Raw genomic sequence first — 15,190 nt, 5'->3', positions numbered from 1 at the left:
GCCTCCCGTAGGGGGAGGGTCAAGCGGTGTCGACTGTGAGCAATCTCCCAGGTACCGGCGATAGGTTGAACTCGGCGGCCACCCACGTCGTGTCAGAGACGGAGGTTGGGAGTGGACGATCCGGAGGCCGCGATGATGCGGATGCTGTACGACGAGCACGCAGAGGCGCTGTGGCGCTACGCCCTGCGGCTCACCGGCGATGCCGCCCGCGCCGAAGATGTGGTGCAGGAGACGCTGTTGCGGGCCTGGCGCCATCCCGAGGTGAGCGCGGATCCCGATCGCCCGGCTCGCGCCTGGCTGTACACCGTGGCGCGTAACCTGGTGATCGACGAGCGGCGGAGTGCACGGTTCCGCAAGGAGGCGGGAACCCCCGATCTGGAGAAGGTCGCCGACGCTGCCACCGCAGGCACCGCCGCTGCCGGCCCCGACGAAGTGGATACCGCGTTGGACCGACTTCTCATCAGCACCGCGCTGAGCGAACTCTCCGAGGACCACCGCGCGGTGATCCGACGGGCCTACTACCAGGGCTGGAGCACCGCACAGATCGCCGCCGACCTCGGCATCGCCGAAGGCACCGTGAAGTCGCGGCTGCACTACGCGATGCGGGCGCTGAAACTCAACCTGCAGGAAATGGGGGTGACCCGATGACCGATACCGAACCGTCGACCACGGGCGACCCCTTCATCACCTGGGACGCCGGCTATGTGCTGGGCGCGTTGTCACCGGCGGAGCGACGGGAATTCGAGGCACACCTGCAGACCTGCGCGCGCTGCCGCGGTGGCGTCGCCGAGTTGACCGGGATGCCGGCGTTGCTGGCGATGGTCGACCTCGGCGAGGTGGAAGCGCTCGACAATGCACCGTCGGACCCACCGCTGCGCCCCGAACTGCGTGGGCGGGTCCTCGACACGGTGCGCGCCCGGCGCCGCCGGTCCCGGTGGGTGACGACCACCGCGATCGGGGTGGCCGCCGCGCTGCTGGTGTGTGGACTCGTCGTGGCCATGCGTCCGGAAACCCTGGGTCTGCAACAGGGTTCGCCGCCGGCCGTCGCCATGACGGAGATGCGCAAGGTCAACGAGACGCCGATCAACGCCAGCATCGCGATGTCCGGTTACAGCTGGGGCACCCGCATCGACATGGCCTGCAGCTACGGAGACTGGGGCCAACGCGACGCCGCCGCACAGAATCTCGGCATGGTGGTCATCGGGCGCGACGGCTCCCGCACTCAGGTGGCCACCTGGCTGGGCCTGTCCGGTGCCACCGCGCTACCGAGCGGCAACGTCGCGATGGCGCCGAATGAAATCGCGGCCGTGCAACTGGTTTCCGCCGACGACGGGAAGGTGCTGCTGGAGAAGCAGCTGTGAGGGTGCGCCATCGGCGCTGCGATGACCGAAACGGACAGCCGGTGCGGTAAGAAAGGTCATGCCCACACCTGCCGGCAAACGCGACCCCATCACCCTGGCGCGCGCGAACTGGGAGCGCGCCGGCTGGGGTGCGGTCGCCGACGGCATGGTGGCCGTGACCTCGGTGATGCGGGCGCACCAGATCCTGCTGGCCCGGGTGGAAACCGCGCTGCGGCCCTATGACCTGAGTTTCTCCCGGTTCGAGCTGTTGCGCCTGCTGGCGTTCAGCCGCAACGGCGAACTGCCCATCACGAAGGCCTCGGACCGACTTCAGGTGCACGTCACCAGCGTCACGCATGCCATCCGGCGGTTGGAGAGCGACGGTTTGGTCGAGCGGGTGCCGCACCCCACCGACGGCCGCACCACCCTGGTGCGGCTCACCGAACTGGGGCGCTCCACCGTCGAGGACGCGACCGAGACACTCAACAGGGACGTCTTCGCCGATATCGGCATCTCCGCCGAAGAGTCGAAATCGCTGGCGGCCTCGATCGAGACCCTGCGCCACCATGCCGGTGATTTCTGACCGGCCGCGCCGTCGGAGCGGCTAGTTCGACGGCAGCGGGATGGTGGCGGTGACCGTGGTTCCGGTGTCCGGCCGGGACCGGATGTGCAGCCTGCCGCCGACGATCTCGGCCCGCTCGGCCATCGACAGCAACCCGTAGCCGCCCATCTCGTCGCCGCCCAGCGGGTGCTCGAAGGTATCGAATCCCACACCGTCGTCGGTGATTTCCAGCCGCGCAGTCGCGTCTCGCACACCGTAGGTCAGTCGTGCGTGCGTGGCCTGGGCGTGTTTGACCACGTTCTGCAGGCACTCCTGGGCGATCCGGTACAGCGCCAGCTCGATGTGATCGGGTAGCCGGTCCTGGGCGAGGTCGACCTCGATGGCGGGTGCGGGTATCGAACGGGCCAGGCTGGCAAGGCCGCCCGCCAGGCCGAGATCGTCGAGCACGGGCGGGCGAAGCCCACTGATCGCGGCGCGCGCCTCCTGCAGTGTCAGATCCACCAGCTCGCGGGCCTTGGCGAGCTGGTCCCCGGCGGCGGGCGGGTCGTCGGCGACCGCCCGGGTCGCCGCGTCCAACCAGTAGGACAGGGTGACGAGGCGCTGGGAGATGCCGTCATGGATATCGCCGGCCAGCCGGCGCCGTTCGAGCTCCTGCGCCTCGATGACCTGCTCGACGAAATTCTCGTGCGCCCGTTCACGGGCCACCAGCTGGCGGTGCAGCCGCGCCTGGTGCAGCGCACCGGCGATCAACCGCCCGATCACCAGCAGCAGCTCGACGTCACGGCCGGTGAATTCGCGCCGGTGCACGGTGTGCACGTTGAGCACCCCGACCAGCCCGCCCGGGTCGGTCTCCATCGGCACCGACACCATCGAGGTGAAATCCGAGCCGCGCAGCGACTCGAACGGCAGGTAGCGGGGGTCGGACTCCTTGTCGTGGCTGATCACCACCGGCTGCCGGTTACTGGCCACCCAGCCGGAGATCCCGCTGCCCAGCGGCAGCCGGATCTTGCCGACCTCGCTGTCGAACGGTGGGGTCGCTCCGGTGAGCGTCAGCGAGCGTTCGGTGTCGTCGAGAACGTGCACGAAGCACACGTCGGTGGCGGTGGCATCGGTGATCATCCGGGTGGCGGCCGCGGCCAGCGGTTCCACGCCCGGCCCGCTGGAGGTCGCCTGGATCAGCTCGCGTAGCAGCGCGAGCTCGCGATCGGCGGTCAGGACGTTATGGCGGGTCGGGGGCTTCTCGGCGGGGGTCATCGGTAGATCCCCTCCCGCAGCGCGGTGGCCACCGCACCGGTGCGGTCGCTGACGCCGAGCTTGCGGTAGATGGAGCTCAGGTGGGTTTTGACGGTCTCGTCGCCGATCACCAGCTTGGTGGCGATCCCGCGGTTGGACAGCCCGTTGACGACGTAGGACAGGATCTCGCTCTCGCGCTGGGTGAGCCCCTGCCGGACCCCCGGCCAGAATTCGTCGCGCTGCAAGCGCGCGGCGGTATCGGCGGCGCGTGCGGCCATTCCCGGATCGATCGCGGTCTGACCGCGGTGCACGAACTCCAGTTGGCGCACCAGTTCGTCGCTGCTGATGCTCTTGAGCAGATAGCCCGACGCCCCGACCCGCAGCGCCTGGAAGAGGTACTGCTCGTCGTCGTAGACCGACAGCATCACGACCTTGCGGTTCGGGTCGTGTTCGCGCAGGGCCAGACAGAGATCCAGCCCGCTGGAACCCTGCATCCGAACATCGCACAGCACGATGTCGGGCTGTAGATCCTGCACTACGTCGATGGCCTGTTCGGCGCCGATGGCCTGCCCGACGACCCGCACGCGGTCATCGAAGGTCATCAGCATGGCCTTGAGGCCCTCGATGACCATTTCATGGTCGTCGACCAGCACAAGGCGCAGCGGGCTGGAGGGCGCCATGGCATCACTGTAGAGGGGCGGACGGGCGGCCCACCCCATTCGCGGGCCAACCTGGCATGGCCAATCCCCCTTTTGGGGGAAGCGGCCGGGGTGTGATGTGAGCCACTGTGATGCCATGCCCCTGCACGAGGAAAAAGCATGGCCCGTGGCCGGTCAGTTCTGGTGGTACGGCGACGAGCCCGACGGCCCGGCAGGTTACCCGCTGCGCGCGGTGGTGTTCGACCTGGATGCGCTGTCGGATCTGGACCTCGACGGGCATCGCGTGGTCTACAACGCCGCGTTCGCGTCCCTGGGGCTCGACCTGCAGTGGAGCGTCGGGCGTTACCAGCAGCTGATGGCGCTACCCGACGAACGTCAGCGCGTCGCCGCCGAACTGCGCAAACGCTGTGTCGGCACGGAATGCGATGTGCTGGTCAGCCTGCTCGTCGACGAGATCTGCGCCGCCAAGGAGATGATGTTCGAGGAGATGATCCTCGACGCCGGTCTCGCCCCGCGCCCAGGCCTGGTCGACCTGGTGATGGATGCGTTCATCGCGCACATCCCGGTCAGCGTCGTCACCACCGGGCGGCGCAGCTGGGCCGAGCCGCTGGTGCGCCAGCTCGTGGGTGACGGTCTGGTGGAATCCGTGGTGACCGCCGACGACGTCGGTTCCGACAGTGCGCCCCGGCTGTTCGGGCATGCTCTCGCCGAACTCGGAGTCGCGCCGCACGACGCGCTGGCGGTCGCCGGTTCGCCCGCGGGGCTGCGTGCCGCCAACGCCGCCGGTCTGGCCACGGTGCTCATCGCCGCCGACGCGGGCCAGCGCGGCGCCCAGACGGCCGCCGCGGTGCGGGCCGGGTACGGCGGCACCGGGGACGCATTGCGACTGGCGAACTGTCGCCGGTTACACGCACGCTGGTGGGACCAGCACAACCCGTCCGCCGCGTAGCGCCGAATGGCGCGGCGGCCTAGCAGCCGTTGCGCAGGTACTCGATGACCGCGCTGAAGTCCTTGTCGGCGTGACCCTTGGCGAATTCGGCGTAGATCTCGGCCGCATGGCTGCCCAGCGGTGCTGCCGAACCCGTCGACCCGACGGCGTCCATCGCCAAACCGAGGTCCTTGTTCATCAGCGCGGTCGCGAAACCCGGCTTGAAATCATGGTTGGCCGGTGACGTGGGAACGGGCCCGGGCACCGGGCAGTTCGTGTGCACCGACCAGCAGTTGCCGGTGGCGCCGGTGATCACGTCGAACAGCGACTGTTTGTCGAGCCCGAGCTTCTCGGCGAGTACGAAGGCCTCGCCGACGGCGATCTGCTGCACCGCCAGCACCATGTTGTTGCACACCTTGGCGGCCTGTCCCGCGCCCGAGGCGCCGCAGTGAATGATCTTGCCCGCCATCGCTTCCAGCACGGGGCGGCCGCGCTCGACGGCCTCGGCGTCGCCGCCGACCATGAACGCCAGCGTGCCGGCCACCGCGCCCTTGACACCGCCGGACACCGGCGCGTCGAGCTGGGCGAAGCCATGCTCGGCGGCCAGCGTGTGCAACTCGCGGGCGTCATCGACCGAGATGGTGGAACTGTCGATGAACAGCGCACCTTCGGCGGCCTTGGGCAGGATCTCCGCATAGCAGCTCTTCACCAGCGCGCCGTTGGGCAACATGGTGATCACCACATCGGCCCCGGCCACGGCCTCGGCGCCGCTGTCGAAAACGCTGGCGCCGTGGGCCTTGGCGGCGTCCTTCGCCGCGGCGACGGGGTCGAAGCCCTGCACGGCATGGCCGGCCGCCAGTAGGTTGGCGGCCATCGGACCACCCATGTTTCCCAGTCCCAGAAAAGCGACGGTGCTCATCTTTGTGCCCTGCCTCTCGTTAGCCGGCGGCCCTGGCGCGGGCGGCTTCCGCCCGGCCGATGACCACGCGCATGATTTCGTTGGTGCCCTCGAGGATGCGATGCACCCGGAGATCGCGGACGATCTTCTCCAGCCCGTACTCCTTGAGGTAGCCGTAGCCGCCGTGCAGCTGCAGCGCCTGGTCGGCGACCTGATAGCAGGTGTCGGTGACATAGCGCTTGGCCATCGCGCACAGCGTCACCTTGTCCGGGTGGTTACTGTCCAGCGCGGAGGCCGCCCGCCACAACATGTTTCGCGATGTTTCCAGTCCGGTCGCCATATCGGCGAGCGCGAACCGGATGGTCGGCTCGTCGAGCAGGGCGCCGCCGAAGGCCTGCCGGTCGGCCAGATACGCCACCGTCTTGTCGTAGGCCGCCTGCGCACCACCCAGTGAGCATGCCGCGATGTTGATGCGCCCACCGTTGAGGCCGTTCATCGCGATACCGAACCCGGTGCCCTCGGTGCCACCCAGCAGGGCATCGGCGGGCACCCGGGCGCCCTCGAACACGACCTGGGCGGTGGGCTGGGCGTTCCAGCCCATCTTCTGTTCGTCGGTGCCGAAACTCACCCCAGGCGTGTCTTTTTCGACGACGAAAGCCGAGATGCCGCGTGGTCCGTCGGCGCCGGTGCGGGCCATCACCACATAGACGTCCGAGACGCCCGCGCCCGAGATGAACTGTTTCACCCCGTCCAGCACGTAATGGTCGCCGTCCCGAACGGCCTTGGTGCGCAACGCCGCGGCATCGGATCCCGCTCCGGGCTCGGTCAGGCAGTAGCTGGCGATGGACTCCATCGACGCGAGCCGGGGCACCAGGGTCTTGCGTTGTTCGTCGGTGCCGAAGCTGTCCACCATCCACGCACACATGTTGTGGATGGACAGGAACGCCGCGATCGTGGGGTCGGCGGTGGCGAGCGCTTCGAAGATGCGCACCGCGTCCAGTCGCCGGAGCCCGCTCCCGCCGGCATCCTCGGCGCAGTAGATGCCGGCCATCCCCAGCTCGGCGGCCGCCCGCAACACATCGGTCGGGAAGTGGTGGGACTCATCCCAAACCAGTGCGAACGGCGCGATGCGTTTCTCGGCGAAGGCGGCTGCGGTTTCGGTGATGACGCGCTCGTCGTCATCCAGCTCGAACATCGGCGCCTACTTCATGGTGGGGATGACGAATTCGGCGCCATCCTTGATGCCCGAGGGCCACCGCTCGGTGACGGTCTTGACCTTGGTGTAGAACTGGATCGACGCGGGCCCGTGCTGGTTGAGATCGCCGAAGCCGGACCGCTTCCAGCCGCCGAAGGTGTGATACGCCACCGGAACCGGGATCGGTACGTTCACCCCGACCATGCCGACCTGCACCCGGGACACGAAGTCGCGGGCCGCGTCACCGTCACGGGTGAAGATCGCCACGCCGTTGCCGTACTCGTGCTTGGTGGGCAGCTCCAGCGCCGCTTCGTAATCCTCGGCACGCACGATGCACAGCACCGGACCGAAGATCTCGTCGGTGTAGATGGACATCTCGGGAGTGACGTGATCGAAGAGGGTCGGCCCGATGAAGTAGCCCTTCTCCAAGCTCTGGTCATCGAAGGTCAGTTCGTCGGTGGCGCGTTCCCGGCCGTCGACCACCAATTCAGCGCCGGCCTCCACACCCTGGCCGATGTAGTCGCGGACCCGCTCCAGCGCTGCGCCGGTGACCAGCGGCCCGTAGTCGGCCTTGGGGTCCAGGCTGTGGCCGACGCGCAGCTGCTTCACGCGCTCAACGAGCTTGTTGCGCAGTCGGTTTGCCGTCTCTTCGCCGACGGGGACGGCGACGCTGATCGCCATGCACCGCTCGCCGGCGCTGCCGTAGCCGGCGCCGATCAGCGCATCGACGGCCTGGTCCAGGTCGGCGTCGGGCATGATGATCATGTGGTTCTTGGCGCCACCGAAGCACTGGCTGCGCTTCCCGTGCGCGGCCGCGGTGGAGTAGATGTACTGCGCGATATCGGAGGACCCGACGAACCCGACGGCCTGGATGTCGGGATGGGTCAGGATGGCGTCGACGGCCTCCTTGTCGCCCTGGACCACCTGGAAGACACCCGGGGGCAGGCCGGCCTCGATGAACAGCTCGGCCAGGCGCAGCGGCACCGAGGGGTCGCGCTCGGAAGGCTTGAGGATGAACGCATTTCCGCATGCCAGTGCCGGTCCGGCCTTCCACAGCGGGATCATCGCGGGGAAGTTGAACGGGGTGATGCCGGCGACGACGCCGAGCGGCTGACGGATCGAGTACACATCGATACCGGTGCCCGCGCCCTCGGTGAACTCGCCCTTGAGCAGGTGCGGGATGCCGATCGCGAACTCGATGACCTCGATACCGCGCTGGATGTCCCCGAGCGAGTCGGCGACGGTCTTGCCGTGTTCGATGGACAGTAGCTGGGCCAGCTCATCGGCGTTCTGGTTGACCAGGTCGACGAAGCGCATGAAGACGCGGGCCCGCCGCTGCGGGTTGTAGGCGGCCCACACCTTCTGGGCCGCGACGGCGGAGGCGACCGCGGCGTCGACGTCGGACTTCGAGGCCAGCAGCACCTGGGCCTGGACCTGGCCGGTGCTGGGGTTGAGCACATCGGCGGTGCGGGTGGAGGCGAGGGTGCTGCGCTCGCCGTCGATGAAGTGCGGGATCTGTGTGGTCATGGCATCCGTCCGAAAGGGTGAGCAGAGTTCGAGGCTCGGCGCAGGGCCGAGATACTTGCATATCCTAGTAATTGCGCCGCCGCGTTGGCAAGAGGTCTTTTCATTACGAAACGGTACCGTTACGATATTGCGGGTGAACTCGACTCCGACCGACGTCGACGTGGTGGTCGTGGGTGCCGGCCCGACGGGCCTCACGCTGGCGTGCGCACTGCGTCTGCACGGCCTGTCGGTGCGGATCGTCGATCGCGCCGACGGTCCGGCGACGACGTCGCGGGCGAACTTCCTGCACGCCCGCGGATCGGAGGTGCTCGGCCGTATCGGTGCGCTCGGGGCCCTGCCACAGGAGTCTTTGCGGGCCATGCGAATCACCAGCTATCTCGGTGGAAAACCCTTGATGACAGTTGAATTCGGTGATCCAGGGATGGGTACCGCCGCGCCTCCGATGGTGGTGTCCCAGGCGAGGGTCGAGGCGGCGCTGCGGTGCAGGCTGGCCGAGCTCGGCGTGACTCCGCAATGGGCAACAGTCGTGATCGGCGTGCGCCACGAGGAGCACGGCGCACTGGCCGAGCTCGATGATGGCAAGACGATCCGGGCGCAATGGGTGGTGGGATGTGACGGCACGTCCAGTGTGACGCGGCGTTCGGCGGCCATCGACTTTCCCGGGGTCAAACTCAGCGAGCGATTCCTGCTGGCGGATGTGCGCTTGGACTGGGATGTCGACCGAGGGGGCACGTCGGGCTGGATACATCCCGACGGTCTGATCGGTGTGATGCCGATGCCCGACCCGTCCGGGGCCGATGACCTGTGGCGGGTCTTCGCCTATGACCCCGGGCAGCAGGAGGTGCCCGGTGACCGCGACATCCTGGAGCGGATCGCGACGATTCTGCCCGCGCGGACCGGTCGCGACGTCCGGGTCCGCGATCCGCAATGGCTGAGCGTGTTCACCGTGCACCGCCGGCTCGCCGAGCGCTACCGGTGGGGCCGGATCCTGATCGCCGGCGACGCCGCGCACGCGCACTCCCCGTTCGGCGGGCAAGGGATGCTCACCGGTATCGGCGACGCCGAGAATCTGGCGTTCAAGCTGGCACTGGTCGTGCGCCGGCTGGCGTCCGACGCCCTGATCGACACCTACGAGGCCGAACGGAGACCGTTGGCCGCGCAGGTCTTACGCGGTACCAGCACGGTGACGCGAGTCAACATCGCGAGCAATCCGATCGGACGGTTCCTGCGCGACCGGGTCGCCCCGCGGGTATTCGGTCTGCCCGTCGTGCAGCGCTGGATGACCTACACCGCGTCCCAGTTGTGGGTGAGCTATCGCAAGGGTCCGCTCGGTGCGCGCGGGTCCAAGCCACGTCGGGGAGACCGGATCGCGGATCTGGCCTGCACGCGCCCGGACGGCACCCACACGCGGCTGCACGGCGAGCTCGGCGGGCGATGGGCACTACTGCTGCCCGCCCACGTATCGCCCGGTGAGAATGTCGCTGTCGTGCAGCGCCGGCTCGGCGGCTATGTCGGCCTGCTGACCTACCAGGGCGACGAGATGATGCTGATCCGCCCCGATGCGCACCTGGCCTGGCGCGGCGCGCACACCGCCGTGACCGAACTGGATCGTTGGCTCGCAACGTCTTTGGCGACCGGAAAGTCACGATGAACGAACGCACCGGCCGGGGGCGACCGCGTGATGCCGCTGCCGACCGCGCGATCCTGCAGGCCGCTCTGGCGCTGTTCATCGACAAGGGGGTCGAGGGTGTGAGCATCGAGCAGATCGCCAAGCGAGCGGGAGTGGGCAAACCGACGATCTATCGGCGCTGGTCGGGCAAGGAAGACCTGCTCGCCGCCGCGATCGAGACCCTGGTGGCCGAGGACGTCGGACGGGCGGCACCGGATGTCGTCGAGGTGCAGTCACCGTACGCGGTGGTCGAAGCGGCCATCGAGAGCGCGGCCGTCGCCACGTCCACCCACCAGTACCGGGCCTTGGTCGCCCGGATTTTCGGGTCGGCGGTCAGCCACCCGGAGTTGATGGCCCGCTATTGGGAGCGCTACATCGTGCCGCGTCGGCACATGGCCACCCGCCTGCTCGAGCGGGCCCGCGCGGCAGGGACCGTCGACCCTGATGCGGACCTCGACGTCGCCATCGACATGATCGTCGGCGCGATCACCTACCGCGTGCTGCAGCCGAATCCACCCGACACCGACGAGATGCGCCGGTACCTGCGGCAGGTGTACCGCCAAGTGGGTCTGCTGCCGGCCCCGGCGGAGCGAGAGGAGTAAGCGCCGCGGTGTCGGCTAGGTGTCGCGCTGCTGATACCACCGATCCAGCAGCGCCGGGATCTCGTCTGTGAGGAAGGCGTAGAAGTCGCGCATCTGGCCGAGGCGCCGATGCGCCGGGCTGTCCTCGCCGGTGGCGGCGATACCGGCCTCGGCGGCGGACTGCATCGCGGCGAGAGTCGCATTCTGACTGGTGAACAAGGTGGCCCAGGCATCGTCGCGGAGCCGGAAATGATCGCGCCGACTGGCCGGCGCGGGCACCCGTTCGGCCAGGCCCACCGACGTGAGCATCTTGAGTGCCCCGGAGATGGATCCCGCGCTCGCGTGCAGGACGTCGCCGAGCTCGGACATGGTCATGCTGGGCTGTTCGGTGAACAGCAATGTGGCGAGCACCCGCGCGGTCATGCGTTGCAGCCCGAGGCCGGCCAACACCATGGCGAGCTGTTCGGCGGAAAGCTGTGGATCGGGCGCTGCCGGCACCGGAATTCTCCTCGCAACCAATAGGCTTCAATTATTACTGAAAGTTTAGTACTGTTGTCGCCGGTGCTCCGGGAAGTCTGGTCGGAATTGGTATTCAGCTGTGCACCGCCGGACACCGGCGGTGCACCCGACCGAGGGACGACTGCGCACCGATGCGAACCGAAACAGGGCACCCCCCGGACGTCATACGCGTCCACGACCTGACGTTCAGCTACCCCAAGGCGGCCCGACCGGCGATCCGCGGGATGGACTTCACCGTCGGCAGAGGTGAGATCTTCGGGTTGCTCGGCCCGAGCGGCGCCGGAAAATCGACCACCCAGAAGCTGCTCATCGGGCTGCTCCGGGACCACGGCGGCCAGGCCACCGTGTGGGGCAAGGACCCTCTGGAGTGGGGGCCGGACTACTACCAACGCGTCGGCGTGTCCTTCGAGCTGCCCAACCACTATCACAAGCTCACCGGACTGGAGAACCTCCGGTTCTTCGCGTCCTTGTACGACGGTCCCACCGCCGACCCGATGGAACTGCTCGATTCGGTCGATCTCGCCGATGCCGCACAGATCCGGGTCGGCGCGTACTCCAAGGGAATGCAGATGCGGCTGACCTTCGCCCGAGCACTGATCAACGAGCCCGAGCTGCTGTTCCTCGACGAGCCGACCTCCGGCCTGGACCCGGTCAACGCGCGCAAGGTCAAGGACATCATCGTGGACCTGAAGCTGCGCGGACGGACGGTCTTTCTCACCACCCACGACATGGCGACGGCCGACGAGCTCTGCGACCGGGTGGCGTTCGTCGTCGACGGCAGGATCGCGGCGCTCGACGCGCCGGCGGAGCTCAAGATCGCACGCAGCCAGCGCCGGGTCCGGGTGCAGTACCGGTCGGGCGGAATGCGCGAAACAGCCGACTTCGAGTTGGACGGTTTGGCCGACGACCCGAAGTTCCACGCCGTATTGCGGGACTGCCACATCGAGACCATCCACAGTCGGGAAGCCAGCCTGGACGACGTGTTCGTCGAGGTGACCGGTCGGCGGCTGTCATGAACCGACTGGTGTCGGCGACCCGACTGGAACTGTTGCTGCAATGGCGGCAGAAGTTTCTGCACGCCGCCGTCTTCTCCGGGCTCATCTGGCTGGCGGTGCTGCTGCCGATGCCACACCACGTGCGTCCGGTCGCCGAGCCCTATGTGCTGGCCGGCGATATCGCCATCATCGGGTTCTTCTTCATCGGCGGGTCGGTCTTCTTCGACAAGCAGGAACGCACACTGGGGGCGCTGCTGTCGACGCCGCTGCGGTTCTGGGAGTATCTGACGGCGAAACTTGCTGTCTTGACCGCTATCTCGCTGTTGGTGGCCGTGATAGTCGTGACGGTCGCGCACGGGTTGGACTACCGGCCGGTCCCGTTGGTACTCGCGGTGGTGCTCGGCACGTTGCTGATGCTCCTTGTCGGCTTCATCACCTCGCTGCCGTTCGCGTCGGTCACCGACTGGTTTCTGGCCGCCACCATCCCGCTGTCGATCATGCTGGTGCCGCCGGTGATCCACTACTCGGGTCTGTGGCCCCACCCCGTGCTGTACCTGTTTCCGGTCCAAGGGCCGATGCTGTTGTCCGGGGTTGCGTTTGACCAGGTGGATCCGGCCGGGTGGCAGTGGGTCTATGCGGTCGCCTATCCCGTGCTGTGTCTGGCGGTGTTGGGCAAGGCCGCCCGGGTGCTCTTCGACCGCTACGTCACCTCGAAGTCGGGTGCGCCGTGACGGCGTCTTCCGCTCGTGCTCTTGCCGCATTCGCCCGCAACGACATTCGCGGTACCTACCGGGACCCGCTGCTGGTGATGCTGGTGGTTGCGCCGGTGATCTGGACCACCGCCGTCGCGGTGCTGACCCCGATGGCCACCGAGATGCTGGCCGAGCGGTACGCCTTCGACCTGGTGCCCTACTACCCGTTGGTGCTCACCGCTTTTCTGCTGCTCACCAGCATCATCATCGCCGGGGGACTGGCGGCCTTCCTGGTGCTCGACGAAGTGGACGCCGGCACCCTGACCGCACTGCGGGTGACACCGGTGCGGTTGTGGACGTTCCTGCTGTACCGCGCGGCGACGGTCCTGCTGGTGACGGTGGTCTATGTCGTGGCGACTATTTCGCTGAGCGGCCTCGCCGAACCCGGTGTGATCCCGGTGTTGCTGCCGATCGGGCTCGTCGCCGGACTGTCGGCGGTGGTGACGCTGCTGCTGATCGTTTCGTTCGCGGGCAACAAGATTCAGGGCATTGCGATGGTGCGGGCGTTGGGCATGCTGATCGCCGGGTTACCGTGCCTGCCGTGGTTCATCGACTCGGCGTGGAACCTCGCCTTCGGTGTGCTGCCGCCGTACTGGGCGGCCAAGGCGTTCTGGGTCGCCTGCGCGCACGGCACGTGGTGGCCCTATCTGCTTGTCGGCGGGATCTACAACGTGGCGGTCGCCGTGCCGCTGTTGCGCCGTTTCATGGCCAAGCACACGTGACGGTCACCGCAGTCGGGTGCGCAACCGCTCGACGAACGCACGGGTGTCCGCCCACGTCGGCAACAACCCGGCGGCGGCCACCTCGTCCAGCGTGGGTGCGGCGGTGTCCCGCTCGGACAGGATCAGCGGATGCTCGGTGGGCCAGTCGATGCCCAGGGTGGTGGCCCGGATGGTGTGCTCGCGCTGCGGCGCGTAACCGGCCGAGCACAGGTACATCACCGTCGAATCGTCTTCCAGGGCAAGGAAGGCATGGCCCAGCCCCTCGGACAGGTAGACCGACTTGTGGTTGCGATCGTCGAGGCGCACCGCATCCCAACGCCCGAACGTGGGGGAACCCACCCGGATGTCGAGCACCACGTCGTACACCGCCCCGCGCGGACACGTCACGTATTTGGCCTGACTTGGCGGCAATTCCGAGAAGTGCACGCCGCGCAGCACCCCGGCCGCCGACACCGAGCAGTTGGCCTGGGCCATGTCGAAGTGGTGTCCGGTCATCGCGGTGAACCCCGGGTCGGTGAACCACTCGAAGAACACCCCCCGCGCATCGGCGTGCACCCTCGGCGTGATCTCCCAGGCGCCGGGGACCGCCAGCTCCCTGGCGCTCACCGACCGCGCTCCGCGTAGCGCGCCTCGACGTCGGCTTTCAGAGGGCCCCACCATGATTCATTGGATCGGTACCAGTCCACGGTGGCCCGCAGGCCCGCCTCGAAATCGGTGTGCTGCGGTCTCCAGCCCAGTTCGTCGCGCAGCCTCGACGCGTCGATCGCATAGCGCAGATCATGGCCGGCGCGGTCGGGGACATGGTCGAAATCGTCGGGGTCGCGGTCGAGCAGGGTGAGCAGCGTGCGCAGCACCGACAGGTTGTCGCGTTCACCGTCGGCACCGATCAGGTAGGTGGCTCCGATCGCACCGTCGCGCAGGATCCGCCAGACCGCCGCGTTGTGATCGTCGACGTGGATCCAGTCCCGCACGTTGGCCCCGCTGCCGTACAGCTTGGCCCGTCGCCCGGTCAGCAGGTTGGTGATCTGGCGCGGGATGAACTTCTCCACGTGTTGGTACGGCCCGTAATTGTTGGAGCAGTTCGAGATCGTGGCGCGCACGCCGTAGGAGCGCACCCAGGCACGCACCAGCAGATCGGCCGATGCCTTCGTCGACGAGTACGGGCTCGACGGGTTGTACGGCGTGGACTCGGTGAACCGTGCCGGGTCACCGAGTTCGAGGTCGCCGTACACCTCGTCGGTCGACACGTGATGCAACCGCACCCCGTGCCGGCGCACCGCCTCCAGCACCGTGAAGGTGCCGACCACATTGGTGTGCACGAACGGTGCCGGGTCGGCGAGGCCGTTGTCGACGTGGGTCTCGGCGGCGAAGTGCACGACCGCGTCCGTGCCGGCGATCAGCTCGTCGACGAGTGCGCCGTCGGTGATATCACCCTCGACGAGCCGGATCCGGTCGGCCACTTCGGACAGCGATTCGCGGCTCCCGGCGTAGGTGAGCGCATCGAGCACCGTCACCTCGGTGTCCGGGAATTCACGCAGCGTCAGATGCACGAAGTTCGCGCCGATGAACCCGGCGCCACCGGTGACCAGCAAGCGCATGGGTGAACCCTA

Annotated in this window: 17 protein-coding genes; 9 read left to right on the top strand and 8 right to left on the bottom strand. The window is 67.9% G+C overall.

Going from position 1 to position 15,190, the window contains the following annotated elements; genetic code table 11:
• The first annotated feature begins 111 nt into the window (after positions 1–111).
• Genes A7U43_RS25000 through A7U43_RS24990 form a run of 3 tightly spaced genes read left to right on the top strand, consistent with a single transcriptional unit; the run spans position 112 to position 1,923 of the window.
• Complete coding sequence (locus tag A7U43_RS25000; RefSeq protein ID WP_068000330.1) at positions 112–648, top strand: sigma-70 family RNA polymerase sigma factor; 537 nt, start codon at positions 112–114, stop codon at positions 646–648.
• Positions 645–1,361, top strand: coding sequence for a zf-HC2 domain-containing protein (locus A7U43_RS24995; protein ID WP_068000328.1), 717 nt, complete (start codon positions 645–647; stop codon positions 1,359–1,361). Before A7U43_RS25000 ends, A7U43_RS24995 begins: the two co-directional genes overlap by 4 nt.
• A gap of 58 nt (positions 1,362–1,419) precedes the next feature.
• Positions 1,420–1,923, top strand: coding sequence for a MarR family transcriptional regulator (locus A7U43_RS24990; protein ID WP_068000326.1), 504 nt, complete (start codon positions 1,420–1,422; stop codon positions 1,921–1,923).
• A 21-nt stretch (positions 1,924–1,944) separates the two neighbouring features.
• Here the strand turns inward: A7U43_RS24990 and A7U43_RS24985 are convergent, their stop codons facing one another.
• Together A7U43_RS24985 and A7U43_RS24980 are read right to left on the bottom strand one after the other, a co-directional pair.
• Positions 1,945–3,156 (bottom strand): GAF domain-containing sensor histidine kinase, encoded by a 1,212-nt coding sequence (locus tag A7U43_RS24985; RefSeq protein ID WP_068000322.1) that lies wholly within the window; start codon positions 3,154–3,156, stop codon positions 1,945–1,947.
• The gene (locus A7U43_RS24980; protein WP_068000319.1) at positions 3,153–3,815 is read right to left on the bottom strand and encodes a response regulator; all 663 of its coding nucleotides are present in this window, start codon (positions 3,813–3,815) and stop codon (positions 3,153–3,155) included. The genes A7U43_RS24985 and A7U43_RS24980 overlap by 4 nt, the downstream gene beginning before the upstream one ends.
• A gap of 115 nt (positions 3,816–3,930) precedes the next feature.
• Between A7U43_RS24980 and A7U43_RS24975 the strand changes: the two genes are divergently transcribed.
• Positions 3,931–4,743 (top strand): HAD family hydrolase, encoded by an 813-nt coding sequence (locus A7U43_RS24975; RefSeq protein ID WP_068000316.1) that lies wholly within the window; start codon positions 3,931–3,933, stop codon positions 4,741–4,743.
• 19 nt (positions 4,744–4,762) lie between these two features.
• On the opposite strand, the gene mmsB is transcribed toward A7U43_RS24975, so the two are convergent.
• Genes mmsB through A7U43_RS24960 form a run of 3 tightly spaced genes read right to left on the bottom strand, consistent with a single transcriptional unit; the run spans position 4,763 to position 8,342 of the window.
• Positions 4,763–5,641 (bottom strand): 3-hydroxyisobutyrate dehydrogenase, encoded by an 879-nt coding sequence (mmsB, locus tag A7U43_RS24970; protein WP_082902306.1) that lies wholly within the window; start codon positions 5,639–5,641, stop codon positions 4,763–4,765.
• 19 nt (positions 5,642–5,660) lie between these two features.
• Positions 5,661–6,815 carry an acyl-CoA dehydrogenase family protein gene (locus A7U43_RS24965; protein WP_068000313.1) on the bottom strand — a complete coding sequence of 385 codons (1,155 nt, stop codon included), beginning with the start codon at positions 6,813–6,815 and terminating at the stop codon, positions 5,661–5,663.
• Between the two features lie 6 nt (positions 6,816–6,821).
• Positions 6,822–8,342 carry a CoA-acylating methylmalonate-semialdehyde dehydrogenase gene (locus tag A7U43_RS24960; RefSeq protein ID WP_068000309.1) on the bottom strand — a complete coding sequence of 507 codons (1,521 nt, stop codon included), beginning with the start codon at positions 8,340–8,342 and terminating at the stop codon, positions 6,822–6,824.
• A 133-nt stretch (positions 8,343–8,475) separates the two neighbouring features.
• Between A7U43_RS24960 and A7U43_RS24955 the strand changes: the two genes are divergently transcribed.
• Positions 8,476–9,993 (top strand): FAD-dependent oxidoreductase, encoded by a 1,518-nt coding sequence (locus A7U43_RS24955; protein WP_068000306.1) that lies wholly within the window; start codon positions 8,476–8,478, stop codon positions 9,991–9,993.
• Positions 9,990–10,613 carry a TetR/AcrR family transcriptional regulator gene (locus A7U43_RS24950; RefSeq protein ID WP_068000300.1) on the top strand — a complete coding sequence of 208 codons (624 nt, stop codon included), beginning with the start codon at positions 9,990–9,992 and terminating at the stop codon, positions 10,611–10,613. The genes A7U43_RS24955 and A7U43_RS24950 overlap by 4 nt, the downstream gene beginning before the upstream one ends.
• Positions 10,614–10,628: 15 nt before the next feature.
• Here the strand turns inward: A7U43_RS24950 and A7U43_RS24945 are convergent, their stop codons facing one another.
• Positions 10,629–11,045 (bottom strand): GbsR/MarR family transcriptional regulator, encoded by a 417-nt coding sequence (locus A7U43_RS24945; protein ID WP_068003731.1) that lies wholly within the window; start codon positions 11,043–11,045, stop codon positions 10,629–10,631.
• A 197-nt stretch (positions 11,046–11,242) separates the two neighbouring features.
• On the opposite strand from A7U43_RS24945, the gene A7U43_RS24940 reads away from it, so the two are divergent.
• The 3 genes from A7U43_RS24940 to A7U43_RS24930 are packed head-to-tail and all read left to right on the top strand — an operon-like array spanning position 11,243 to position 13,580.
• Positions 11,243–12,127: an ABC transporter ATP-binding protein gene (locus A7U43_RS24940; protein WP_068000298.1), complete on the top strand. Its 885-nt coding sequence runs from the start codon at positions 11,243–11,245 to the stop codon at positions 12,125–12,127.
• Positions 12,124–12,837 (top strand): fluoroquinolone export ABC transporter permease subunit, encoded by a 714-nt coding sequence (locus tag A7U43_RS24935; RefSeq protein WP_068000296.1) that lies wholly within the window; start codon positions 12,124–12,126, stop codon positions 12,835–12,837. The genes A7U43_RS24940 and A7U43_RS24935 overlap by 4 nt, the downstream gene beginning before the upstream one ends.
• Entirely contained in the window at positions 12,834–13,580 is a 747-nt protein-coding gene (locus A7U43_RS24930; protein WP_068000293.1) for a fluoroquinolone transporter permease, read from the top strand. Before A7U43_RS24935 ends, A7U43_RS24930 begins: the two co-directional genes overlap by 4 nt.
• A 3-nt stretch (positions 13,581–13,583) precedes the next feature.
• On the opposite strand, the gene A7U43_RS24925 is transcribed toward A7U43_RS24930, so the two are convergent.
• Complete coding sequence (locus A7U43_RS24925) at positions 13,584–14,186, bottom strand: dTDP-4-dehydrorhamnose 3,5-epimerase family protein (protein WP_068000291.1); 603 nt, start codon at positions 14,184–14,186, stop codon at positions 13,584–13,586.
• A complete protein-coding gene (gene rfbB / locus A7U43_RS24920) occupies positions 14,183–15,178 on the bottom strand; it encodes a dTDP-glucose 4,6-dehydratase (protein ID WP_068000290.1) in 996 nt (331 codons plus the stop codon). The genes A7U43_RS24925 and rfbB overlap by 4 nt, the downstream gene beginning before the upstream one ends.
• Positions 15,179–15,190 lie beyond the last annotated feature (12 nt).

It is taken from the genome of Mycobacterium adipatum, from assembly GCF_001644575.1.
GTDB lineage: Bacteria > Actinomycetota > Actinomycetes > Mycobacteriales > Mycobacteriaceae > Mycobacterium > Mycobacterium adipatum.
Note: the sequence above shows the minus strand (reverse complement) of the source record. Positions and strands in the feature narration are given on the sequence as shown.

Excerpts from the sequence above, each read along its gene's own strand:
- A7U43_RS24945 (WP_068003731.1), bottom strand. The coding sequence starts at position 11,045 with ATGGTGTTGGCCGGCCTCGGGCTGCAACGCATGACCGCGCGGGTGCTC.
- A7U43_RS24990 (WP_068000326.1), top strand. The coding sequence starts at position 1,420 with ATGCCCACACCTGCCGGCAAACGCGACCCCATCACCCTGGCGCGCGCG.
- rfbB (WP_068000290.1), bottom strand. The coding sequence starts at position 15,178 with ATGCGCTTGCTGGTCACCGGTGGCGCCGGGTTCATCGGCGCGAACTTC.
- A7U43_RS24935 (WP_068000296.1), top strand. The coding sequence starts at position 12,124 with ATGAACCGACTGGTGTCGGCGACCCGACTGGAACTGTTGCTGCAATGG.
- A7U43_RS24940 (WP_068000298.1), top strand. The coding sequence starts at position 11,243 with ATGCGAACCGAAACAGGGCACCCCCCGGACGTCATACGCGTCCACGAC.
- A7U43_RS24975 (WP_068000316.1), top strand. The coding sequence starts at position 3,931 with ATGCCCCTGCACGAGGAAAAAGCATGGCCCGTGGCCGGTCAGTTCTGG.
- A7U43_RS24965 (WP_068000313.1), bottom strand. The coding sequence starts at position 6,815 with ATGTTCGAGCTGGATGACGACGAGCGCGTCATCACCGAAACCGCAGCC.
- A7U43_RS24960 (WP_068000309.1), bottom strand. The coding sequence starts at position 8,342 with ATGACCACACAGATCCCGCACTTCATCGACGGCGAGCGCAGCACCCTC.
- A7U43_RS24950 (WP_068000300.1), top strand. The coding sequence starts at position 9,990 with ATGAACGAACGCACCGGCCGGGGGCGACCGCGTGATGCCGCTGCCGAC.
- mmsB (WP_082902306.1), bottom strand. The coding sequence starts at position 5,641 with ATGAGCACCGTCGCTTTTCTGGGACTGGGAAACATGGGTGGTCCGATG.
- A7U43_RS24985 (WP_068000322.1), bottom strand. The coding sequence starts at position 3,156 with ATGACCCCCGCCGAGAAGCCCCCGACCCGCCATAACGTCCTGACCGCC.
- A7U43_RS24980 (WP_068000319.1), bottom strand. The coding sequence starts at position 3,815 with ATGGCGCCCTCCAGCCCGCTGCGCCTTGTGCTGGTCGACGACCATGAA.
- A7U43_RS24995 (WP_068000328.1), top strand. The coding sequence starts at position 645 with ATGACCGATACCGAACCGTCGACCACGGGCGACCCCTTCATCACCTGG.